The organism is Pseudoalteromonas sp. Ps84H-4 (genome assembly GCF_024124645.1).
GTDB lineage: Bacteria > Pseudomonadota > Gammaproteobacteria > Enterobacterales > Alteromonadaceae > Pseudoalteromonas > Pseudoalteromonas lipolytica_C.
In genome coordinates, this window is sequence record NZ_JAMXSK010000024.1 from 33547 (window position 1) to 56409 (window position 22863).

The window sequence follows — 22863 nt, forward strand, 5'->3', positions numbered from 1 at the left end:
ATTAATCTAGCTTAGCGCTAAGCTCTTGTTCTGAGGTTTTGCGAATATCGATCGCAACCATTGACTGATGAGCACTCCATGCAATTTTTTCAAATAGTTCTCTATTTTCTATAAGTTCATTAACTAGAGAACAATATTCATCCATATCATATGGTTTGGCTAGTAAGCCCGTTTTATTGTGCTCTATAAACTCAGGGATAGCACAAGTAGAAAAAGATACTGTAGGTAATCCTGAAGACATAGCTTCACACATAGATACCCCTTGGGCATCCATTCTAGTAACACCTAAATATATACCAGCCTGTTGATGCACAGATGGAATTTCTACAGGTTGTAAAAAACGAGAGTTTAATGTAAGTCTGTCTGATAAATTTTGCTCTGAAATTACTGACTTAATTTTATCCTCATCTGGGCCTTTGCCGTAAAGTGCGGTTTGAATATTTCCAGGCATACGACGTGCTGTTTCTAACACTAAATCAACTGCATATTTTCCTCGGTAATTTAGAGGTCTAATACTAAGTAGCTTTTCTCTATCAGCCCAACGCTCAGTAAATTTGAAGTTTTCAGTATCAATACCATTTGCTATAACCAATGACTTTTGGCGTAAGTCTACTCCGGTATTATTTATTGCTTCTTGTAGCATCCAATCTGAAGGCGTTATAAATTTTGCTGGTATATCTGACTCAACAAATTCTGCTAAGGTTTTTTGCATCTTTTTGATCAAATAACAATCACGATATAGCCAGCGAGCTATACTCTTAGGAGCTAACCAAGATATATCATCACGTCTATCATTCCAGATTGTTTGTACTTCAACACCATGTATGAAGAACAAAGTAGGTAGCTTATGATCAAGCACGTATCGATAAAGCACACTTGCATCAATTGCCTTTGAAAAGCGATGCAATAATAAGTGAATCATGACGCGATCAACGTTCGCAAGATATTTTATTAACTTGTTTACAGGGCCAAGAATTACATTTACACCATCTATTGTGTATTTTTCTTCTTTTTCACTTGGCACAAGCGCTGTTACGGTGTGTCCTTGAGCAATATATTGTTTTGAGCGAGTATGTACAAACATATGGCTGTAAGGGCTATCTGTTGATGGATAACGCCCAGTCAGAACAACTAGATTCATCTTTTAATCCTAAACTTATTTATATCTAATTGAAGTAACGTTACCTACTTCAAAAATAATCATATCCATCACTGTTACTTTAATGGTTGTGATAGCAAAAATGAATTATAACACCTTAAGAAAATAAAATTAGAAACTTGGTTTCATAACTTTTGCTTTTCAGTGTTATTAATAGAGCCAAGCATGACTCCCATTAAAATTCCTACCGTTCCAGAGCCCCAAATATGCCCACTTAGCTGCGAAAGAATTAACAAAATGAAGCTTGCTAAAAAAACAAAGGGAGCGAAATAATTAGTCCTGGATAATGTCTGTTGATGAGCCTTGTAAAAAGTATAAACATAAAAGCTTAATACAAATAAGAAGCTAAATATGCCAAAGAAAATAAATACATCTACCCCATCAACCTCAGTCGTAGCTGAACCATCGACTCGTTTCAATGAAATAGCCTCACCTTGACCAAATAGCTGCTCAAAGAGGTTGCTATTTTGTTGAACTATTTCAAAATTTTGTGCAACCATAACTTCACGACCAGACAGTAACATTCCAAGCAAGCCACCCTTGTTATAAAGCCAAATAAAGCGGTCATATAGTCCTAAAGTTTGCAGAAGATCAATGATCATAATTACAATTGCTATTATTAATATTATGATCGGTGCAAAAATTTTTAACTTTAATAGGGTTAAGCGATAAAGCCTCTCTCGCTCATTAACAATTGGCACTAGAAATACAATAATTATTGCTGCAAGAATTGTGGTTTTGGTAGATACAGTAACACCACAAAAGATTGTAAAAAATGATAGCAATACATACCAAAAGATACCTCGCTCATTCCAGAATCTATGAAGCATATAGGTATAAGCTACAAGAAAGGCCCCACCTAGCTCATTACCCGCCATTATCACCCCTGTTGTACCTGCGGTAGTCCCATTACCAAAATCGTAAGTGCTTTTACCAAAACCAAGCACCCCAAGCATGAAGTTCATGCTTAGGATGAAAAAACAGCAAGTTAAAATTTTATGAGTACTTTCAATAGCAAACTTGGGCTGCTTCTTGTACCACTCTCGGTATAAGAAGAAAATGCAGATTGGCATTAGAATTTTTATCGCAGTGGAGAAATCAGCTATAAAAAAATCTGCACGTGCATGGTCCAGAAACTGAAAGAATGGACCGACAAACATGATAAGAATAAATAATAGCAATAAATTGAATAGGTTAATATTACTTCGGGCAATTAAAGCTAATATCAAAATTAGCAGAGGCATTTTATAAATTAATGATGCTTTAATATCTACACCAAGATAAATGATTGAAAAACCAGAAAGCATATCAGCTAAAATATAAAAAGACATCATCATAACTGCCAGTTCTGACAAAAAGTTATGATAGCTTCCGAGTGTTATATCCTTCATTTTCTAACCGTTTAGCTGTTGCTGACGCTTTTTCGAAAATCCCATAATAAGTGACACAACACAGGCAAAAAAACCACTAAAAATAAAGCCTATAATGCATAATAATGCGCGACTCGGTGCAGATTTCTCTTCTGGTACAATAACCTCTGCGACAGTCTCAAACATAGATTCGTCTGTTGCTTGAGCTAATAAGTTAGATTTCGTTTGTTCAGCAATCAAAGTAAAAAAGACCTCTTTGATTTCTGCCACTTGAGTTTTATCGGCCTTACTCGTTAGTAAATCAATATGGCGCTTAGTTTCATCTAGCTTTTTTTGCTTCCAAAACTCGTTCATATCTTTAACTAAAAGCTCTAACCATTCAGCAGCAAGTTTAGGAGAATAATAAACTAAAGAGATTTTCACTAATCCCTTTTTTGACTCATATTCTACATTGATGCTTTTTTTAAGATATTCGTATGCTTCCCATGAGGTAGGAATTACGTTTTTTCCCGGAGGTGCTTCTCTAACCCACTTTTTTTGTTGTGGGTCATAGAGCTCATGATTATAAACAAGCTTGTTTGACTGTTCATCCCACTTAGTCACTGCTAACAAAGGCACAACTAAGTCATGCTTTTCAATGAAAGACTGCAAAAAGTAACGCGAGGATAATAGCTCTATCGCAACATCTGTTTTACTTTCGCCACTGCCGCCAAGGTTAACACCTGCTAAGCTTGCTAAACCACCAAATTGACCAGCTAACTTTGCTAAACCACCCGCACCGCCATCAGATTTAGGCATGTAAATTCCTCTGGCAGTATATACATTAGGTTTATTAATTGCGTAAAAGACAGTGGCTACTGAACATAACAAAGTAAACAAAACGATAAAGATTTTGTAGTTCCACAAGATCTCAAAAAGGTGAGAAAGCTTAATTTCATCGTTTTGATTCGTTTCGTGTTTTACTGAGCTCAAAATTTACTTCCATTTAGTTCAAAAGGTTATTAATGAAGTGAAGTGCCACTTTATTTACTATTTATTTTTTTTATAAATTTTCTAACGTGAACACTGATGCGCCATATTCTTAACATACAAAAATAATATGCCAGCGTTAAGGCTATGAATAAATAAAACATTATATAATCAGGCACTTGGTATATATGTGCAATAATACCAACCGCAGCTAACAAAGCAGAAGCTGTACATATCACAAACAGCGCTTGTCGACTCGAAAAACCCAACCTTAGCAATATATGATGAAGGTGCTCACGATCAGGTTGAAATGGAGACTGTCCTTTTCTAACTCGTCTTGCAATAGTAGATACCGCATCGATAATTGGCACAGCAGCAAGCCACAATGCTGTTACAGCACTAAAAGCTGAATTTTGTTCTGGCTGAGAACCTTCCAATAAAAGCCAAATAACAGTAAAACCTATAACGGTACTACCTGCATCACCCATAAAAACTTTAAATCGTTGCCCTAGAGGGAAGCCTAGATTCATTAAAATATAAGGAATTGTTGTAACGACAATCACTGTGCTAAAAACAGCCAGAGACTTTTGATTATTCAAATAAAATAGGATTGCCAAAGATGTGAAAGTAACGGTTGCCAACGCCCCCAAAAGCCCGTCAATGCCATCTACCATATTAAAAGCATTTATTGCTCCTACAACCGCAACAACTGTAAAAAGATAACAGAAGTAAGAAAACTCTAAATCAAATGGACCTATTAACTGTCCTGCATTATTCAACGTTAGCTCACCAACAAACATCATTAAACATGAAATGACTACTTGAATTACAAGTCGAACTCGAAAGCTAATATCGAATAAATCATCAAGAACACCAACAATTAACAGTGTTCCGGCACAGAATAGGTATAAAGCTGATGAAGAGATTGTTTCAGAAAAAACAATTAAGTAACTGAATACAACAATGAAAATAGCAAGTCCACCAACTAATGGAACCGCACCAGTATGATGTTTTCTTTCATTAGGCTGGTCAACTAAGTTTATGTAGATTGCAAACTTTCTAAAAACGAAAAGGCTCATGAATGAACACAAAAATAGTCCTAAGATATCAAGTATCACAAAAATTAGCCTTATTAAACATAAATAAACTTAATACGCCCAACGACGATCCAAAACGTGTTGATTATACGCGGTTTGCACAAAAAGAAAAATTAAAAAAGAATAAAAAGCATATCTTCAAAAAAAATAACATACTGATATATATAGAAAAATCAAATATTGAACATAAAAATTACATTTACCACCAAATTCCTTACATTTGATTACAATAACAATTGATTTACAAACAGCTATTGTAACAAATTAAAACGGAGAGTATTAATGCTCAACATTCAACGATTTGCCTATCTACTCATTGTTGCTAAACATTTTCTTTAAATAAAATGAGCCAAAACACAACCTAACCTGCCGCTACAGTTAGTATAATAGCACTTATTTTAAAACATGTAGCGGCACTGTAATATTGTAACAATTGGGAATAACAAATTTGTGCATTATGCACTTAGTTAAAGTTACTTTTTATTAGAAGTTGAATAATTTTGGAAGCCTGGAACAAAGTGAATTAGTAAACGATATAACAAGGCAAGCTTGGGCATCATAAAACTGGGAGTATTAAGACTATATCCATTTTCAAATTTCTTTGTTTTATAGTTCAAGTCAACTTCTTTCCATATCTTTTTTATATTTTTAAAAGAAACCGCATCATGATAGTTCTGTGCTGCAAAAATAGATTGAAGTGAAGGATGCATAAAAACTGGTATTACTTCTTTAAAACAACCATTTATACTTAATGCACCTCTTGATATATACCTGCGTCCCCTAGCGAAAAATGCCTCATACAAAATTACTTTGTTATAATCTGAAAGATTAAGATCTTGTGTTTCGCTACAAAAACTTTCATATAAGGCTGTAAACTCTTCTTTGTTCAAGTTAGAGTAACGTCTTTTAAGCAATTGCTTCGCATTGAATGGCAAAATTTTATATAACGAAGGAAAAAAGCGGTACAGCTCTCCTAAAACTCCGGGGAAATAAAGATAAGTCCCTCGTTGAAATACATCCCCTAGATAGCCATCAAAGAAGAAATCAGATTCTTTGGTTAGTTTGAATGCTGTATGATATGCATTTATAAATTGTGCGTCATTATACTGCTCCGGTGACTCCACTAAATCTGAAAAAACCTGAGCCTCTGTTTCAGATGCTGGGTTCAGATCAAATTCAAATTCATGAAAGTTATCAAAATCACCTTTAAACTGCCTTGCAATTGGTCTATCCGCACTACTCTCGGGACCATAACAGTATCCACGTTTCATTTTACTTTGACTAAGAATTAACCGTGAGTCAAAACCACCTGATAAAGCCAAACATCTACTTTCTTCTGGTATTTTATCAATTAAACTTCTTGTCATGCCTGGTATGCATTCAAGGCTACTTTGAGTTGTTCTAATTATTTCTGATATTTTTTTTTGTTTAACAATCTCACCACTACTTAATGCAACGATAGCTCCAAGAGGTAAGCAGGTTACTTTTTGATATTTAGTGCAAGACCCAAACAAATGCCCTCTTTTACTTAAAAAGGACTCATGTAAAGTTGATACTTTTAACTGAGCACTATCTTCAATTGCTTTTGTTGTTGGAGCGATAATAATTTCGCTTTCATTTATATGTAAGTAGTGAAAATTTAAGCCAAAATTGTCTTGAAAGAAGTAGCTTTCGTCACTTGAATAGAAAACACCTGAATACACACCAAATTCAATATTATCTAGAGCTTGAAAACCAACTTTTTCAAGATCATTTGAAAGAGCTTCTATGTTATTTAGTTTTCCATCATATATAAACCAACCTACCATATTTAAGTTGTTAGCTGATAACTCAAAGTCTTGCTTATATACGGCAATACATTGGTCACTTATTTGTTTTGAAGATAGTGACTCTTGGAATACTTGTGGAATATTTGGAGGGCAAGTATTTATATAAAACCCTTTCATTTATTAATCCTAAAAATTTAAGTAAGGAACAAAGCTACACAAACAGGTAAAAAGAATGCATAGCATCTAATTTAACAGTAAATGCTCAAGATTGACTAATTTCCATATGACAACTTAACTAGCTCTTGAAGTAGTAAGTAAGCAATTACTTTAAAATATCAAATACTTGCAACCACATTTTTTCACTTTTTTGCTTATATGAAATAATGTACTTTTCTAGGCCACTTTTTTTCTGTTCTAATTGCTTTAAAGTTATGTTAAGTAAAGTACTTAGCTGCTCATTTGTAATGCCTGAGGCTATTAGCATATCCGAAACTTCATACTCATTAAAAAGCTCTTGATATTTATGACTCCAACCGGTTGCAATACATGGAACTCCTTGCGATAAAGAGCTTACACAGCCATGAAACCTTGAGGAAATTACTAACTTCCCATTTGATATTAAATATTTTACTCCTTTTGCATCTTTAGGCTCAATCACTTCGCATGGCTTAGCAATTAATTGATTAATTTCATCGCACAGGATGGCATCTTCAAAACCACTATGATTGACGATTATAACTTTTTCGTTAGCTTCTTGAGCTTTATTAACTAAAAATGCCAGCGTCTCTACGTAATGCTCACGCCACCAGTCATCTTTATTTTTATTACTCTGCATTTTCGAGTTTGGAATGATAATTATATGATCTTTATATTTTGTATATTCGCTCAGCTCAGTTGGAATAAGTAAATTTGTAAAGTCAGGTGCTTGAGCTATGTGGCTAGACTCGCTAACAAGGTCCATTACATGCTTATAAGAAGGCTCCTCTCTAGCAAATACCAAGCTGGCATTTTTGAAAGCTTTTTTTGCGCTAAGCCTATTGCTCTTTCGTGTAAAGGGCCCTAATGATTGCGGCATGAATATGTAATGTTTACGCTTTTTTTTAAATCTCGACACTTCATTTGCGACTTGCTTAATAATTACATCAGACCATTGGTCACCATAACTAAATCCTGATGCATCTAATACAACATCAACATCCGCTTCTGTCACAATACCAAAACGGTTTTTAAAATAATTAAGAATAAAACGAGGAAAAAAATAAAAAACACCATTTAGATCAATGATATTTTTTCTTAAGTTAATCTTTTGATAAGCGCCAACTCTAGCTCGATTTTTATAAGGCGAATTTTTATTATGTGCTAGGCAAATATCAGCACTAGGCAATTCTTTTGCAAGCTGAGAAATAATTGAGGCAAGCATTAATTCTGCCCCTTTATTGACAAATTGAACACCTTTAATCTCTATCAACACTATTGGTTTCCAGCCATATAAAAGAAAAGTCAGTTAGCATATACATCAATGAATATGCATTCAAGCGTTCTGTGCAATTTCTATATTTTACGATAAGATACGCGTTTAACTTAACGATGAAAGCGTGTGATGAGTTCAAACGTTAAAAATTCGCTATTTTTGATCTTAGAAAAGGTAGTTTTACTAGGACTCAGCTTTTTTAATAGTGTACTGCTAGCCCGTATAGCAGGACCTACTTTTTTTGGCGACTTTTCGTATATTATTTCATTTGCAGGTCTTTTTAGCCCTCTTTGTATTATGGGTTTAAATAATGTTGTTACTAAGTATGTGGTGAAGCACCCCAAAAATAGTCATTACTACATAAAATCAGCATTGCGTATACGCTTACTCGGCGCTTGCTTTTCTGTTTTAGTGACTACTCTCATTTGCCTGCACTTTTTAGATATCGCTAATGAGCAATCAAAGCTCATTATCCTTCTTGTTGCTATGCAAGGTTTTACTTTTTTATACGTACTAGAATTTTTTTATATTGCAAAAAAACAAGTTACTACACTTGTCCGAGTCCGCTTAATCATAATTACTTTCATCAATGTCGCGAAACTTGTCGCTATACTTAACTCTGCCAGCCTGCAAGGCTTAGTTCTTCTTCAAGGTTTAGAAAGTGTTTTTATTGGCTGTTGCTATTACTTTATTTATATTTCTCAAGGGCACCACAAAGAAATAAAACGAAAAGCAAGGTTAAGTTCTCACCTCGCTCTATACAAAAAAGGTCAATGGCTTCTATTTTCTGGAATTGCTGCTGCACTTTATTTAAAAGTCGATCAAATAATGCTCGCGCAGTTGGTTAACACAGAAGCTGTCGCTTATTATGCTGCGGCCGCTAAACTATCGGAGTTTTGGTATGTTTTCCCTGTATTAATTGCAAACGTATATACAGCTCAGTTAAGTCACACGAGATTTAAGGCTTACCATGCCTACGAAGTCACTCTACAACAATTGATTGTTGTACTTACATTAATAGCACTAACACTGAGCATTTTTCTTTGGTTCTTTTCCAAACAATTGATAACACTAATTTATGGCGAATCATATCGTGCTAGTGCAGCTATTCTGAGTATCCATATATTTGCTAGCGTCTTTATTTTTCAGAGGGCTGTTCTTTCCAAATGGCTCATTATAGAAAAACTTTATAAATATAGTTTGGTGTCAAATGTTGCTGGCGCTGTAATTAATGTGTTACTCAATTTGGTTTTAATTCCAAAATACCATGGAATAGGTGCTGCTTGGGCAACACTTATCTCTTATATGGTAGCAAGCTATGGCTTTTTGTTTATAAATAACAAAACCCGCAGTTATGCCAAAATACTTCACCAATCGATGCTAAATTCACCCTTTATCTTAATAAAGTTAGCCCAAAATTTAAAAGTACATTATGAAAAGCACTATAAAAAAACTAATTAACCAATTTGGTTATGACCTTACTTTGAGACGCATTGCAAAAAGTTCCGATACTCAGTCAAAGTCAATTTGCTTTATACATATTCCTAAGTCAGGTGGTATATCGATTGATTTAGCCCTTCGAGAACAGTTTGCTGTAGCTGGCCAACCAAGATTTAGCCGCGAGGGTGCTATTGCGATGAGCCTAGCAGGCATGAACCGTGAAATTAACGATCTAGATAGTATTAGTGAATTTAGCGACCACCATGCGAAGCAATTATCTGGTTTACTTGCTTACCACCTAGCGCAGAACTGGCAATACATAAGTGGGCATGTAACCACCAACAAACAATTGTTGGATCAGTTTGCAAAACAATATCATTTTCTTACCGTGTTACGTGAACCTGTAAGCCGTTTTAAATCTAACTATGTTTATAATAAATTGACTAACTCTTTACCTATCATGTCGCCTAACAACCTTTCTACTGATAACCTTACTCAAGAAGTAGATGCTATATTATCTCACCGACGCGGGTGGCAAATGGCTAATGTAACGAGCATGTGTGTAACAGGCCGATTTGCTGCAGATGAAGCAGATGCGAAAGCTATTCAAGCTGAATTTATTGCAAACCTGGCAAGCTATAATTTGGTCGGTTTTCTTGATGAGCTAGATAAATTTAGCCAAGGAGTTAAATCGCTTACAGGTAAAGCAATACATATTGGTAACCACAACACCACTGAAAGTCATTTAGAAAGCAATAAACAAATAGTAAAAAGCACTCTTCAAAATTATTTAAATGAGCCACATATTGAACAAAGAATTAAACATCTATGTCGCTTTGAAACAGAGAATTACTTACGAGCAAAAGAGATCTACAGTTAGGTTAGGTATAAAATTAAGGTAGACGCTTAGCTTTATCACGTCTACCTATAAAAAGATTCACTTTATAAGCTGAATGATTTAACTAAATTGGTGTACTCTTCTTTAATTTCATCCGCCACTCTTTCATTTCCACTCACTGAAATAATAACAACCTGATTGTTATTTTTATCTAACACCGCTAAGTTATGGATAATTTGTTTATTCTTATTTATAGCTCCAGTGAAGCTATATTCCATATTTTCAAGGTCACCTTCGTAGACAGCATCATCCTGACCCACACGAGTAAATTGTAAGTCTTTAAAGCCTGAGTTAATTAAGCCTTGTAAGGCATTTTTCACAAAGCCTTGCCATTCTTCTTTTGAACCTGTGTACTTTTGACCTACGAGTTGCTGACAAGTTACATTACTTGCAATGTTCGCAGCTTTGATTTGTTTTATAGAAATAAACTGTTTTAAATTTAAATCAACGCCATTACCGATGTTTAAGGTTTGCTGTTTTTCTTTTGGCTCTGATGAAAACTTAATATCGAAATCACAAGCTTCACTTCCTTGCTGTGCCTGAAGTAATGGTGTTGATGCTTGTAAAATGCTTGAATTGATCCCTGCAAAGAATAAGCTTGATGCTAAAAATACTGTTTTAAATTTCATGCTTTACCTTTAATTAAATTACTTAAGACAACAACTTTTTCTGAACTGTAATAACAGTTGAAAGCTATTTTAGATACCTTCGCCTGGCGCTGCAATGCTCAATTTACTTCTATGATAATTTAAGCACTTTATGTTGACATAAATTTAGTACTTTTGTTCCCTGTATTCTTGTAAATACTTTTCAGGCCTATAAAAGTTAGTAGCAATAAGTTTTTAAGCATAAAAAAGCCCGGCTTAAGCCAGGCTTTTACAAAGTAGTTTACTAACTAATATTAGTTACCACGTTGTTGTGAAGTAGAAACTTCTGTACGACCTTTGTCGTTTTGGCTAACTGCGTAAGCGTTTACGTCGCCTTTATCAGCGTCGATGTTGAAAGTAACGCTTAGTTTAGTAGTAGCACCTTTAAGACCGAATAGAGTATCCATTGCTGGCTCAGAGATCTTAGTTACAGTGTTAGCAGCTAGTTTAGCACCAAGGTTCATTGGGCCGTACTCTTTACCGTTGTTATCGATAGCAGTAACGATAACATCTACTTCTTTATCCGTTTCGTTAGCGAAGTGGATGAAAGTATCAGTGTTAGGAGCATTTACTGGAACGTAAGGAACGTTGATGATAGTTGCGTCAACAGCCCACTCACCAGCAGCTACTTTAGAGTATAAAGAGTAACCGTCAGTACCAACTGTTGCGTTAGAAGCGCTAGTTACTGTAACAGAAGCTTCAACGTCACCAGTTACTGGGATTTGAACAGTGCTTGTAGAACCGTTTGTGAAATCAACAGTGTTAACGTAAGTTGCTTTAACTGGAGTTGCTGGAGTAGTCATTACATATGAATCTAAAACAGCGATAGGTGTAGTGCCACCAGTAGCAGTAGGTAGAGATAGAGTACCTGCTGTACCAGCTGTGTTACCTGCTGCAGCAGTAGAAGCAGCACCTAAAGTAGTACCAGAAACAGTCGTAGTTACACCTTTGAAGTTACCAGCGAAGTTAATTTTCGCGTTAACGTTTTGAAGAGCTAGACCTAGAGACTCATCATTTGTGAAAGTGTACTTAAGAGCATCAGTTTTAACTGCAGAACCGTTTGTACCTACGAAGCTCGTTAGGTCGTCACGCATGATTAGGCCGTCAAGTTGAGTATCAACTTTGAAACCAAACTGAGTTACTTCAGAAGCAATCACACCAGTACCAGTTTCGATAACTGATTTGTCAGCTTTGTTAGAAACGTAGCTAAGAGTAGAAGCACCTTTAACTAGAACTTTAGCAACACCGTTAGTACCACCGTAGTTGTGGTTACCTAAAACAACGCGGAACGCTGAGTTAGCTGTAAGTGGGTTACCAAGGTTTACTTTGAAAGAGATTGAATCTGTTTCGCCTTTAGTTGCGTCGCCATTTGTAACTTTAACGTCGTCAAATGTGAAGCTACCAGTACCGTAGTCAAAACCTACATCGCCAGCATAAGCTGTACCTGATGCAACACCTTGAGTTACAGCGCCACCAGTGATAACACCAGCTGTGCTTGAAAGATCAACGTTTGAATCGAAGTTTAAAGTGATTACTGACGAAGACGGGTGGTCTTTATCAACAACGATGTCGAAAGTTAGAGTATCAGCAGTTGCTGCTACTTTTAATGCAACACCTTCTGCAGATAATTTTTTAGCGTCACTTGAGATAGTTGCCGCTTGTGCACCCATTGCACCTACTACAGCAGTAGCTAAAAGCGCTTTTTTGAATAGTTTCATTATTTCCATTCTCCTAGTTTCATGAAACTGATGTATTGTTAATGAAGGCAATACACCAAGATTTTTTATTGTTCTGGCTGGAGTTTTGCCAGATCAAGCTAAATTTAAGGGTTAACAATAAACTTGTCAAGTAATTAACCTTACATGCACACTTTATGAACAAGTAAAGTATTTTCACACATTTTAGTACAATATAGAAACTAAAATAGGCATTTATTATTAGCCAACCCTCTTAATTTAATTTGTTCGTTTGCATGCTGATGACTCAGTTTTTAAGCTTCTGAGTATCGTAACATGCAATACCAACATTTTTATGACAAAAGTTACTTAAGAAGTTTTAAGTAAACCCGTTAAAGCACGTACAGTTATAGTTTTATTACCGCTTTTTTGAATACGTAAGTTAACTTTCACTGAACATAGCTAAATTATCGTTTAACTGGTCATTTTTCAAGTAATTATTTGTTAAAAAAAACATTAAAACTTAAGATTTTCTAGACCTTTAATAAAGCTTTCTTTAACACGCTGCCAGTCTTCGGTGTTTTGTACTATTTTTGGCGTAACTAAAATCACTAATTCTGTTTTATCAGCTGAGCTACTATCCGTTCTAAATAGGTGCCCTAACACTGGAATAGTACCAAAAAATGGCACAGATGAAGCCCCGTTAGATTTAGTTTCACTGATCAAACCACCTAACATCACTGTCTGCCCATTACCGGCTACTACTTCCGTTTTTAATGTACGCTCAAAAAATGCTGGGGTGCTGCTTGAGCCATCTGTATCAGAAATATTTGAAATACTCTGATCAATAGTCATTATAACAGTACCTTGGGCATTAATAGTCGGCGTTACTGTTAAATTAACACCTGTTTGGCGATACTCAATTGTAGTTGTTTGTCTTCCAGTTCCATCCAGTGGATCATCAGTGGTACTGCCAATGGTAGGTATATCGTCACCTACATTGATATTGGCTGAAACGCCATCACGCACCAATAATGTAGGGCGAGACAATACATTTACTAATCCATCTGTTTGAGACAAGTTAATACTTATATTACCCGGAAGCCCAACTACTGAGTAGCTAAACCCGCCTTTTCCTTCAGTATTGAAACTAATATTTTCATTACGTCCTGTAGATGGTCCATTTTGAATTGCATACTGAACCCCTTTAGAGAAGCTACCCGTTAATTTAACTTCAGCAATAACGACTTCCATCATGACCTGTTTAGGCATGATATCAAGCTGTCTAATAATAGGTTGCAGCTCTTGATAATATTGACCTGTAGAGTAAAAAATAAGTGCATTTGCTCTTTCATCAACCACTAGGCGCATGTTGTCGCCTTCAACTGTCTGTACTTCATTACCACTTTGTGATTGAGAATCGGTATTGCGCGTACTCGCTGAAGAAGTTCGTTCATTTGTAGTTTGTTTTGAACGATTACTTCCACCAGAAAGGCTACCACCAACAAGAGGAGCTAAACTTGCCCCTAAATCAGAGGCGCGCGCATATTTAGGATGATAGATGTAAAAGCTTTGTTCAGCACCAGCAGCAGGTTTATCAAGCTCTTTGCGCCAAAACGCTACGCGGTCAATAATTTCATCACTGCTAGCAAAAACCACCACTTTACCCAAGTGCTCTAAAGGAACAAACTTCACACTCGCTGCATATGGGCCACCATCAGCAACTGTAATTCCTTCTTCTTTGAGTATTTCGGTAACTTTTTTGATGAAAGTTTCCGAGCTCAAATAATCAAATCCAATAAGAGCTGTTGCTTTATTATAAATTGCAGGGCTATCTAACAGAGATACTAACGAAAGCGCTCTGAGTACTTGTTCTCTTTTGCCTTCAATCGTTAATAATGCTTGCGACGCATCATAGGTATTATTGGTATCGACAAGTTGGCTCATAATATTACGCAGACCAGGTTGCATACCATACTGAATTGGTACAAGCTGAACTATTTGACCTGATACATTTGGTACCGCTTCTTCATTACGACCAAACCCAAATGCCTTATCTGTTCTAGTATTTGCGTTATTAGTATGTAGATAAAAAATCCCGTCATTTTTAACAATACTGACATTGTTCTGTGACAAAATTTGCTGAACTAGTAAAAATAATTTTTTAGCGCTTAACTGTTCTTTTAAATCTAAAGTTACAGGCGTAGTGTTGCTTTTTACACTCGCTTCTAAAATATAGGATGTATCAAGCAATTCTCCGAATACATAATGAATAAAGTCATTAAGTGGCAATGCATTCACAGACACTTGAAACTGAGGGTTTTGAGAAAAAGACTTTGATAAATCGATTTCTAATGTTGTTGCCTGTCTTGAATCTGATAGTCGATTCAATCGCTCAGTTTTACCGTTTACCTGCTCTGCTTGCTCTAATTCAACAGCCTCTTCACGTTGTTCACCCTGCGGTAAATCAAGGTAAGATTCTGAAACAGTTACTTTTTCTGTTTCAACACTTGAATTTGGATCTACAAGCGATGCACAGCTTGTCGCCCCTAACACCAAGCAGGTTGAAAGGGTTAAATTGTAAAGTTTATTAGCCATTGTCACTACGTTCAAAAAGTTTAAATTTAATTGTGTCGCTACCTTTTTTGATGATTATCGCTGATGCGGTAACTTCCTCTAAGAAAATACCTTTAGTAAGCTCATCTCCAACTTGTAATTTAACCAAGTTATTTTCAGTATTTTTCAATAACACAAAAGGTTTCATTTTTTGCTTAAATATACCCAGTAGTTGGTACTTCTGCCCTTCTATTTCTAAAACAGGAAATGCTGTTTTTTTCTCCTGTGGTGCACTTACCTTTTCTTCTACTTTAGGTTTTTCAATTTCTTTTTTTAACCACTGTTTTTCTACTTCTAATTCAGGTTGTTTATTACGTAAATTAATTTTACCAACTTCTTTTAGTTCATTACCTTTCCCAGAAGCCACATCCTCAGGCATATCTAATGAATTTAAAAGAACAACAACTGTTAAAGCAGATAAAAACGCTATGAGCCACTTCATAATGCAACCTCATTTGCGTTTTGCCACATTATCAAAGTAAGAGCGACAACCATATAATTTTGTTTATCACCTGATACTTCTTTACCTGCATAGGAATAATCAGCAATTTTAACCATTGGCTCTAAACTTTCTAATTGTCTAGATACATTCAATACGCATTCAGGATTACCTCTAAACCTGGCTTCTAATGTCCAGCGTACTAATTGTTGTTCAATATTACTTTTACCCGCCCAACCTATTCGCTCAACATTGCAATTATTGGTTTGCAACAGTTTTTCTATTTTTCCTTGAGCTGTTAATTTGAACTCGGACTCTGTACTTGCAGTAAATAGATACGGCTGTAACTTCAACTTATTAATAGATAATAAACCACTTTGTTTTTCTATTTGCTTTTTATTAGCTATTAAATTTTCAACCTTAACTACTTTGGATTCATCCAAATAAACTTTTTGCTGCAACGTTTCAATATTTTTCCACATAGGATCCAATACAAAATTTGCAACAATCAAAGCCGACAAGACAAAAAGATAATTTTTATATTTTAAAAGGTTACTTTTCATTTTCACCCACTACCTTTAGCTCCATGATAAAGTAATCCCTCTTGCCTGATTTCCTGACGGGACCACTAAATTGGGCACTTTCAACCATTGGCAACTCACTTATGACCGCAAGAATACTTGAAGCTGAATCTGCAAAACCCCTGAGTGTAACATTCGATTTAGAACCAGAAAACTCCTGTATGTCCATTCCTTCTGAAATCGCTTTATATGCAATATCCCAATGGCTATGAACATTAGGGTAGAGTTCAAACTCTTGTAATACCTGTTCAACATATAGTTTATCTAGATCAATTTTTTGCTTTTGCTCCAGAAGCTCAGAGACCCCGCCTTGATAGCTTAATAGTGTTGTTTCTAGAGAGTTAGCTTTATACATATAAAAGGCATTTACTCCTGCAATGAATATCCCTGCAGAAATTAACGGCCCATAATAAAGACTATGTAAGAGCTTGTAATCTACGCTCGATTTAAAATCAAAAGCAGCTGTTTTATAAAGGCTTAAGAAAGGTGTATTCAAAATAGCTTCATTTAACAAAGATGCATAATCGTCCTGTGTAAGCGATACCTTAGCTACATCACTATGTACGCCAATACTTAAGCAGAACGATTCTAATGATGATACTAAACCTTGTTTGTATGCACTTTTCGTTTTACCTTCCACTTTACTATAAAATAGATTACCGGCAGGTGTCTGTGCTTCGATAACAACCTTTCGATCTTTATAGTAGTGATTAATTAATTCAGTCTCGGGGATGAGTATATGCTTAGAAAACTCATCGGTAAGCTTTTCTGAAAAAGTAATCGTCTTTACATCGTAGCCCTCTTGCTGTTCATTTTTAGAAAAGCTTTCAATTATAAGGCTATTCGAAGTCTCTTTTTGAAGCTTTAAAATGTCTTTCAACTCTTTTAAGCTTACTGAAGGGTAAGTCTGCCATTTTTCGTTATAATTACGGCGAGAGACTATGATTACTTTTTTACTTTTGTCAGTTACCTTGAATTCACTTGCTGCCAGTAAAAATAAATTTTCGTGGTAGTAAGCAATGCTATTGAGCAACCATTTTTTATTTTTAACGTTTTGAAGTAACTCACTCAACTTCATTTTGATTCCAGATAACATTAGTAATAACAATAGGGCGAGTTAAAGAACGCGTTCTTATTTTCGCCGTAAAGCTTTTTGACACTCGTTGATTAGATTTTTTTGCTGTTAGAGTAACTTTTACACTATCGCCAGGGAGAAAGTTAATAAACTCGTCAGGCTCAATGCCTGATTCCCTGTAAAAGGTATTACCATTTAATCCTGCATTATCGCGCAGTCCAACTAAATTAGCTACCGTTGTATCATTTTTAATAAATGCCTGCAAAATTGGCTCCGGAGCGTTTGCCGGGTTAAAGCCTGTGATATGTTCAACGGTAAAATACTCACTCCATTGCTGAGGGGTTAATATATCGCTATTTCTAATGTGACTAACTTCAGCCAATGATTGCAAGTAACCATTCCTAGGACCTGGCATATCTTGCGATTCATAATATGCCCTTTCAGCCCCATTCAATCTTTTAAGGTCATTTTCATCTTTCCAATCAGCTAGCGAATCAATAAATATATCACTCTCAGATGGCGAAACATTTAACTTCATCAGAACATCTTTAAGTAGCTGTAAATCTGCAACATTCAAGCTAATTAAGCCGTTTAAGTCTTGAAGTTGGACTGAAACCCCCTCCACTTCAAAAGGTTTATTATAAAAATTCCAGTTTTTGGCGATGTCAGATTCATTTGTTACGTTTTGAATCCGAAACTGACTTAATAGCGCATTAATAACTCGAGCCTCGGTATTTTCAATTTTTATACGCAAAGACAACGCTTCCTTAATTTCGAACGTTGTGGCGACCTGGTCTCTCGAGGATTTTATTATATATAACCCAAGGGTACTTAGGACAAGAGTAATTATCAGTACCTGCACCAGAGCAATACCTCTTTGGAACTGCATTATATTTCTAACCTTAAGTAATCGATCAGAACAGAGAAAGCTTCTTCTGGTAGAGCTACAGGAAAATGACTTCGCTCTCCCTCATGCCCTTCTATTTCGAGTGTTAAGCTAATTGGTAATATACGAATATCTTCCATAACATGTTTGGCATAAAGCTGTGGCTTAGTTTGACTATTTACATTATCTTCTTTGTAGTTTCTAGAAACCTCATCTAAGCCAGACCACCCATAATAAACAAAAGAGATTCTTTTTAAGTTCTCAAGCAACGTAACTTGATGTTCCCACTCAATAACATCAGATTGTTTCAACAGTAAGTTATTTCTCATTGAAGCCTCATTATATACGAGTGAATAAACTCCATCATTTTGTAGTATCTTAAATTCTACGACAGAAGCTTCATGGTTAAATAAAGGTGAAGTGCTTATAAATATGACTCTTTCTTTGTCACCTGAAAAATATTGTGCAGGCTCGTTTTTATCCGATTCAACAACGTATGTGCTTGCTGATTCAAAGACTCGAGTAATTGCATCGAATGCAAGTGCTTGTTGGCTTTGCTGCCAAAAGTAGTTGGTTCTTGTCTGCCATTTTTGAGTGTACAAACCATAGCCAAAATATCCTGCATATAACACTAGCATCAATACACTTGTAGCTAACAAAAGCTCGATTAATGTAAAGCCAGTTTGTTTACTTTGTATTCTCACCATGTTGCAACCTTAAAAGAGAACTCTCTTTCTCGGCCTGCACTTTTAGCAAGTATATCTACATTGTAAATTGAGAAACGGTTTCGCTCTGAAAAATCAGATAACTCATCTGTCGGCGGGCTATTAAAAGTTTCTCGATTTGCTTGCCAAGAGTAATAAATACCAAATAACTCCAATTCACCATCTGCTTCTGGTATGTCGCGATTTTTTACTTTACTTCGCAGATCGAATTTTATAGCAGTGATAGCTGAAGGGGTGATTTGGAAGTACTTGGCATTTTTAACTGCAATATCAGTTGATAATGTAGCACTTTTAAAAATTTCACTCGCTAAAGCTAATGCTGTAAACAAAATAATCGCCGCGATTAATACTTCAAGCAGCGTAAACCCTTTATTTTTATTCATAAGGCTTGAACATTGTATTTATTGGAAATTCACGACTAGTTTCATTCCACTTTACAGTGAAGGAGTTCGGCATAATGGCTGATTTTGTGTTTATGGTATAACTTGACTTTTCAAACTCAAGTTCTTCAAATTCAAGATTCGTGACTTGATCGGCAATACTGATTTTGAACATGCTGCCATCAAGATCAACCTTTATAGGATAGCCGCCATAATATGCCTTATAACTCAGCATTTTGAAGTAATTTTGGGTTTTTTCAAGCTCAACTAAACGAGTCTGTTGAGCAACATTCTTAACAATAACACCGCCCGTCAACCCCATTAAAACAGCCATTATTGCCATAACGACCATTAGCTCAATGAGTGAGAATCCTTTGATTTTAAAAGGGGACATCATTAATTGATACCATACTCATCAACATAGTGATTACGATACCACCAACAAAACCACCCATAAAAATAAGCATTATAGGTTCTAGCATAGTGGTCAGCTTTTTAATAATTCCTTCCAATTCAGATTTACTACGCTGAGCAACTTCTGAAAAAACTCTTGGTAAACGCCCTGTTTCTTCGCCAACTTTGATTATCGATAGAAAAAAGTCTGGAAATATGCGTGTTTTTTCTAACACATGACTCAACTGTTTACCGGTTTTTAGCTGCTTAAGTGCTAGTTTGGCATCTCGTTTTAATTCTGGATGTTTTAAAGTGTTGGCTGTCAACTCCAGTGTTGTATCTAGCTGTAAACCAGCTTCTAACATCATTGCCATTGATTGGGAAAAACGGATACGCTCAGCCGTTAAAATTACACTTCCGATACCTGGTAAATGCGATACTTTGACATAAAACCAGTTTTTCACTTCAGGTTGCTTTAAGCCATATGTCAAACCTGTAATTGCCGCAACAATCCCACTGATAATAATCACTTGATAATCCACAAAAAAATTACTGACATTAATAATCATTTGTGTGTACCAGGGAGCTTGGCTAAGGTCAGTAAAAATACCTGACATTTTGGGGACAATGAATGTAAGCACAAAATAAACCGCCATGATACAAACAAAGAATATAACGCTAGGATAAGTTAATGCGGTGCTTATTTGAGAACGCAAATCTTTTTGAAACTTTAAGTCGTTTGATAAGCGCTGTAAAACTTCTGGTAGATTTCCTGACGTTTCACCTATTTTAAGTAGGCTAATATACAAAGGACCAAACAGCTGCTCATGCTGTGAGAACGCTTCGCTTAACGAAGCACCTTTTTTTAAAGATGCAGAAATTTGGCTTAACAAACGTGTCAACGCAGGATGACCATTTGCTTTTTTAATAATATCAATTCCGCGATCTACGCGAATTCCACTTTCTAAAAGTAGAGCTAGCTCACTCGTAAAAAACTCGAGTTGATCAAGGGTTACTTTTTGCGAGAACAGACTGCTAATACTTTTTGTATTATCAATGGGCTTAATCGATAATGCATTGAGCCCTTCTGTTAAGAGCTTTTTTTGTGCATCTGCTTGGTTAGTTGCACTAACAACACCTTGATGACGCGTGCCTTGATTATCAATCGCTTTATATTCAAACTCCATTAGCCAGCTACTCGTAGAACTTCATCAATGGTGGTTACGCCAGTAATTACTTTATACAAACCATCTTGCATTAAATTACGTCGCTTTAGCTGTGCATTATGGGCTTGCGCACGAGATATAAATTGATCGTTTTTAGGTAATTGCTTAATTTCATCATCACAACGAAGATATTCATTTATAGCGATTCGGCCTTTGAACCCAGTATGATTGCAATGCTCACAGCCTACAGCCTGTTTAATATTTAATTCACTAATTGCTGCGTTTTTAGCTACCTGCTCTAATGGATACTGAGAAAGCAATTCGCTAGTATCTTCTAAGGGCTCAGCACAGTGTTGGCATAAACGTCTAGCCAAACGTTGCGCGACAACAGAAACTAAAGCCGCATTTAGTAAAAATTCTTCAACACCCAAGTCAAGTAAACGCGTATAAGCACTTGCGGCATCATTTGTATGCACAGTACTGAATACTAAATGCCCAGTTAATGCCGACTGCAAAGCGATACGTGCTGTTTCTGCATCACGTATCTCACCCACCATGATAATATCTGGATCTTGTCGTACTATAGAGCGCAAACCTGCGGCAAAGTTAAAACCGATATCGTTATTAACTTGTACTTGGTTAACCCCCTCTAACTGATATTCAACTGGGTCTTCTAATGTAATGATTTTTACGTCTGGACGATTAAGCTCATTCAAGAATGTATAAAGTGTTGTTGTTTTACCTGAGCCTGTAGGCCCAGTTAACAAGATTACACCTGTTGTTTTACGTAAGTCTTGCTGAATTAGACTTTGTGTATCATTGGAAAGCCCAAGAACAGACATATCATAACGAATCGAGTCTTTAAGCAGGAAACGCAAAACAATACTTTCACCATCGTTCAATGGCAAAGCAGAAACACGAATATCAAGCTCTTGATTGGCTATGCGTAGTTCTATTTTTCCATCCTGAGGTCGGCGCTTTTCAGCAATGTCCATTCCAGAAAGTATTTTAAGTCGAGTTGTGATAGGAAGCTGCATTTTTGGAGCTAACTTATCAACCTCATGTAAGACCCCATCAATTCGATATCTAACGCGAAAGCGCCCTTGATGCGGCTCAAGATGCATATCAGAAGCACCTCTAGCTAATGCTTTAGTTATCAGTGAGTTTAAAAGGTTAACCGTAGGAGCTTCTGAAGCTAACTCTCTTAATCTTGCCTCCTCGTCACCTGTTAACTCATCTTCTTCAACACTATTCTCTGATGAACTTTGAATTTCATAAAAGAAAGTTTGAAGCTGAGCTTCTGTTGCAACCAAAATAATAACATCAACATTCTGTTGCTGTATAAATTGTGCAAGTGACAAAGATAATGGATCTTTACATGCAATAGTCCATACCTCATTGGCCTCGAGTAAAACACAATCAAGCTCTTTTAACGCTCGAAGTATTTCGACATTGATGTCTTCAGGTAGTTGCCAATTTGGATAATCTTCAGCATTAAAAAGAGGGTAGCCTAATAACTTGCTGTAAAGTGGTGCTAAGTCCTCTTCTGTCAAGCAGCCCATATTAACTAAAATTTGTTCTAGCCTGCCATCATAGCGACTTTGATATGACTTAGCTTTATCTATGTCAGCCGCAGATATTTTAAATTGTTCAGCAAGTAATTGGCTTAGCTCCATCATTTATGAACTACATCCTCGTTTTCACCTTCACCACCAGGTTGGCCGTCAAGTCCATAACTCATAATGCTGTAAGGAGAGCCATTTTCACCAGGCACCTTATAGATGTACTCTTTACCCCATGGGTCTAGAGGAATGTCTTTTGGCAAATATGGTCCATCCCAATTTGCTGAGTCACTTTTTCGTAATGCTTGAAGAGATGGAGGTACAGTCCCCATGTCTAGACGGTATGTATCAATTGCTGTTTCAAACATTTGCATTTGAGCAATCGCGGTTTTAACTTTAGATGAACTTACCTTTGAAAATAATTTAGGAGCGACTAGTGAACCTAACAGCCCAAGTATGATAAGAACTATCATTAGTTCCATTAAACTGAAACCTTTATTTTTTTTCATGAGAACTCCTTAAATTTAACTTTTTCGAGTATATC

The 22863-nt window shown here is 36.0% G+C and carries 21 protein-coding genes; 2 read left to right on the plus strand and 19 right to left on the minus strand.

Going from position 1 to position 22863, the window contains the following annotated elements; translation table 11 throughout:
* Position 1: 1 nt before the first annotated feature.
* From NH454_RS18260 to NH454_RS18285, 6 genes are all read right to left on the minus strand, one after another.
* Complete coding sequence (locus tag NH454_RS18260; RefSeq protein ID WP_235383145.1) at positions 2-1141, minus strand: glycosyltransferase family 4 protein; 1140 nt, start codon at positions 1139-1141, stop codon at positions 2-4.
* A 143-nt stretch (positions 1142-1284) separates the two neighbouring features.
* Positions 1285-2550: an O-antigen ligase family protein gene (locus NH454_RS18265; RefSeq protein ID WP_138558741.1), complete on the minus strand. Its 1266-nt coding sequence runs from the start codon at positions 2548-2550 to the stop codon at positions 1285-1287.
* 3 nt (positions 2551-2553) lie between these two features.
* Complete coding sequence (locus NH454_RS18270; RefSeq protein WP_268842617.1) at positions 2554-3501, minus strand: Wzz/FepE/Etk N-terminal domain-containing protein; 948 nt, start codon at positions 3499-3501, stop codon at positions 2554-2556.
* A 50-nt stretch (positions 3502-3551) separates the two neighbouring features.
* The gene (wecA, locus tag NH454_RS18275; RefSeq protein WP_253039898.1) at positions 3552-4616 is read right to left on the minus strand and encodes a UDP-N-acetylglucosamine--undecaprenyl-phosphate N-acetylglucosaminephosphotransferase; all 1065 of its coding nucleotides are present in this window, start codon (positions 4614-4616) and stop codon (positions 3552-3554) included.
* A 452-nt stretch (positions 4617-5068) separates the two neighbouring features.
* Complete coding sequence (locus NH454_RS18280; protein ID WP_253039900.1) at positions 5069-6541, minus strand: hypothetical protein; 1473 nt, start codon at positions 6539-6541, stop codon at positions 5069-5071.
* A gap of 145 nt (positions 6542-6686) precedes the next feature.
* A complete protein-coding gene (locus tag NH454_RS18285; protein ID WP_138558745.1) occupies positions 6687-7835 on the minus strand; it encodes a polysaccharide pyruvyl transferase family protein in 1149 nt (382 codons plus the stop codon).
* Between the two features lie 129 nt (positions 7836-7964).
* Here NH454_RS18285 and NH454_RS18290 point away from each other — a divergent pair, with 129 nt between their 5' ends.
* Both NH454_RS18290 and NH454_RS18295 read left to right on the plus strand, forming a co-directional pair.
* Positions 7965-9296: a flippase gene (locus NH454_RS18290; RefSeq protein ID WP_253039902.1), complete on the plus strand. Its 1332-nt coding sequence runs from the start codon at positions 7965-7967 to the stop codon at positions 9294-9296.
* Positions 9268-10155 carry a sulfotransferase family 2 domain-containing protein gene (locus NH454_RS18295; protein WP_138558747.1) on the plus strand — a complete coding sequence of 296 codons (888 nt, stop codon included), beginning with the start codon at positions 9268-9270 and terminating at the stop codon, positions 10153-10155. The genes NH454_RS18290 and NH454_RS18295 overlap by 29 nt, the downstream gene beginning before the upstream one ends.
* A 62-nt stretch (positions 10156-10217) precedes the next feature.
* Here the strand turns inward: NH454_RS18295 and NH454_RS18300 are convergent, their stop codons facing one another.
* The 13 genes from NH454_RS18300 to gspG all read right to left on the minus strand — a co-directional run bounded on the left by NH454_RS18300 (position 10218) and on the right by gspG (position 22828).
* A complete protein-coding gene (locus NH454_RS18300) occupies positions 10218-10802 on the minus strand; it encodes a hypothetical protein (protein WP_138558748.1) in 585 nt (194 codons plus the stop codon).
* 272 nt (positions 10803-11074) lie between these two features.
* Positions 11075-12538, minus strand: a complete 1464-nt coding sequence (locus NH454_RS18305) for a hypothetical protein (RefSeq protein WP_135923347.1) — start codon at positions 12536-12538, stop codon at positions 11075-11077.
* Between the two features lie 474 nt (positions 12539-13012).
* The gene (locus tag NH454_RS18310) at positions 13013-15094 is read right to left on the minus strand and encodes a secretin N-terminal domain-containing protein (protein ID WP_138558749.1); all 2082 of its coding nucleotides are present in this window, start codon (positions 15092-15094) and stop codon (positions 13013-13015) included.
* Complete coding sequence (locus NH454_RS18315) at positions 15087-15554, minus strand: hypothetical protein (protein WP_138558750.1); 468 nt, start codon at positions 15552-15554, stop codon at positions 15087-15089. Before NH454_RS18315 ends, NH454_RS18310 begins: the two co-directional genes overlap by 8 nt.
* Positions 15551-16114 carry a hypothetical protein gene (locus tag NH454_RS18320; RefSeq protein ID WP_135923344.1) on the minus strand — a complete coding sequence of 188 codons (564 nt, stop codon included), beginning with the start codon at positions 16112-16114 and terminating at the stop codon, positions 15551-15553. The genes NH454_RS18315 and NH454_RS18320 overlap by 4 nt, the downstream gene beginning before the upstream one ends.
* The gene (locus tag NH454_RS18325) at positions 16104-17228 is read right to left on the minus strand and encodes a hypothetical protein (RefSeq protein ID WP_253039904.1); all 1125 of its coding nucleotides are present in this window, start codon (positions 17226-17228) and stop codon (positions 16104-16106) included. The genes NH454_RS18320 and NH454_RS18325 overlap by 11 nt, the downstream gene beginning before the upstream one ends.
* On the minus strand, positions 17197-18096 hold the full coding sequence (locus NH454_RS18330; RefSeq protein ID WP_253039906.1) for a type II secretion system protein GspK: 900 nt from the start codon (positions 18094-18096) through the stop codon (positions 17197-17199). Before NH454_RS18330 ends, NH454_RS18325 begins: the two co-directional genes overlap by 32 nt.
* Positions 18096-18800, minus strand: coding sequence for a prepilin-type N-terminal cleavage/methylation domain-containing protein (locus tag NH454_RS18335; protein WP_135923341.1), 705 nt, complete (start codon positions 18798-18800; stop codon positions 18096-18098). Before NH454_RS18335 ends, NH454_RS18330 begins: the two co-directional genes overlap by 1 nt.
* Positions 18794-19201: a prepilin-type N-terminal cleavage/methylation domain-containing protein gene (locus NH454_RS18340; RefSeq protein ID WP_135923340.1), complete on the minus strand. Its 408-nt coding sequence runs from the start codon at positions 19199-19201 to the stop codon at positions 18794-18796. The genes NH454_RS18335 and NH454_RS18340 overlap by 7 nt, the downstream gene beginning before the upstream one ends.
* On the minus strand, positions 19194-19595 hold the full coding sequence (locus NH454_RS18345) for a type II secretion system protein (RefSeq protein ID WP_135923339.1): 402 nt from the start codon (positions 19593-19595) through the stop codon (positions 19194-19196). Before NH454_RS18345 ends, NH454_RS18340 begins: the two co-directional genes overlap by 8 nt.
* Positions 19579-20778 (minus strand): type II secretion system F family protein, encoded by a 1200-nt coding sequence (locus NH454_RS18350; RefSeq protein WP_135923338.1) that lies wholly within the window; start codon positions 20776-20778, stop codon positions 19579-19581. Before NH454_RS18350 ends, NH454_RS18345 begins: the two co-directional genes overlap by 17 nt.
* On the minus strand, positions 20778-22433 hold the full coding sequence (locus tag NH454_RS18355) for a GspE/PulE family protein (protein WP_138558753.1): 1656 nt from the start codon (positions 22431-22433) through the stop codon (positions 20778-20780). The genes NH454_RS18350 and NH454_RS18355 overlap by 1 nt, the downstream gene beginning before the upstream one ends.
* The gene (gspG, locus tag NH454_RS18360; RefSeq protein WP_135923337.1) at positions 22433-22828 is read right to left on the minus strand and encodes a type II secretion system major pseudopilin GspG; all 396 of its coding nucleotides are present in this window, start codon (positions 22826-22828) and stop codon (positions 22433-22435) included. Before gspG ends, NH454_RS18355 begins: the two co-directional genes overlap by 1 nt.
* Between the last annotated feature and the right edge of the window lie 35 nt (positions 22829-22863).

Bases quoted from the DNA above. Each gene is read 5' to 3' on its own strand.
- NH454_RS18290 (WP_253039902.1), top strand. From the start codon at position 7,965: ATGAGTTCAAACGTTAAAAATTCGCTATTTTTGATCTTAGAAAAGGTA.
- NH454_RS18335 (WP_135923341.1), bottom strand. From the start codon at position 18,800: ATGGTGAGAATACAAAGTAAACAAACTGGCTTTACATTAATCGAGCTT.
- NH454_RS18340 (WP_135923340.1), bottom strand. From the start codon at position 19,201: ATGAATAAAAATAAAGGGTTTACGCTGCTTGAAGTATTAATCGCGGCG.
- NH454_RS18305 (WP_135923347.1), bottom strand. From the start codon at position 12,538: ATGAAACTATTCAAAAAAGCGCTTTTAGCTACTGCTGTAGTAGGTGCA.
- NH454_RS18265 (WP_138558741.1), bottom strand. From the start codon at position 2,550: ATGAAGGATATAACACTCGGAAGCTATCATAACTTTTTGTCAGAACTG.
- NH454_RS18280 (WP_253039900.1), bottom strand. From the start codon at position 6,541: ATGAAAGGGTTTTATATAAATACTTGCCCTCCAAATATTCCACAAGTA.
- NH454_RS18330 (WP_253039906.1), bottom strand. From the start codon at position 18,096: ATGCAGTTCCAAAGAGGTATTGCTCTGGTGCAGGTACTGATAATTACT.
- NH454_RS18350 (WP_135923338.1), bottom strand. From the start codon at position 20,778: ATGGAGTTTGAATATAAAGCGATTGATAATCAAGGCACGCGTCATCAA.
- gspG (WP_135923337.1), bottom strand. From the start codon at position 22,828: ATGAAAAAAAATAAAGGTTTCAGTTTAATGGAACTAATGATAGTTCTT.
- NH454_RS18325 (WP_253039904.1), bottom strand. From the start codon at position 17,228: ATGTTATCTGGAATCAAAATGAAGTTGAGTGAGTTACTTCAAAACGTT.
- NH454_RS18355 (WP_138558753.1), bottom strand. From the start codon at position 22,433: ATGGAGCTAAGCCAATTACTTGCTGAACAATTTAAAATATCTGCGGCT.
- NH454_RS18345 (WP_135923339.1), bottom strand. From the start codon at position 19,595: ATGATGTCCCCTTTTAAAATCAAAGGATTCTCACTCATTGAGCTAATG.
- NH454_RS18310 (WP_138558749.1), bottom strand. From the start codon at position 15,094: ATGGCTAATAAACTTTACAATTTAACCCTTTCAACCTGCTTGGTGTTA.
- NH454_RS18300 (WP_138558748.1), bottom strand. From the start codon at position 10,802: ATGAAATTTAAAACAGTATTTTTAGCATCAAGCTTATTCTTTGCAGGG.
- NH454_RS18260 (WP_235383145.1), bottom strand. From the start codon at position 1,141: ATGAATCTAGTTGTTCTGACTGGGCGTTATCCATCAACAGATAGCCCT.
- NH454_RS18295 (WP_138558747.1), top strand. From the start codon at position 9,268: ATGAAAAGCACTATAAAAAAACTAATTAACCAATTTGGTTATGACCTT.
- NH454_RS18320 (WP_135923344.1), bottom strand. From the start codon at position 16,114: ATGAAAAGTAACCTTTTAAAATATAAAAATTATCTTTTTGTCTTGTCG.
- NH454_RS18315 (WP_138558750.1), bottom strand. From the start codon at position 15,554: ATGAAGTGGCTCATAGCGTTTTTATCTGCTTTAACAGTTGTTGTTCTT.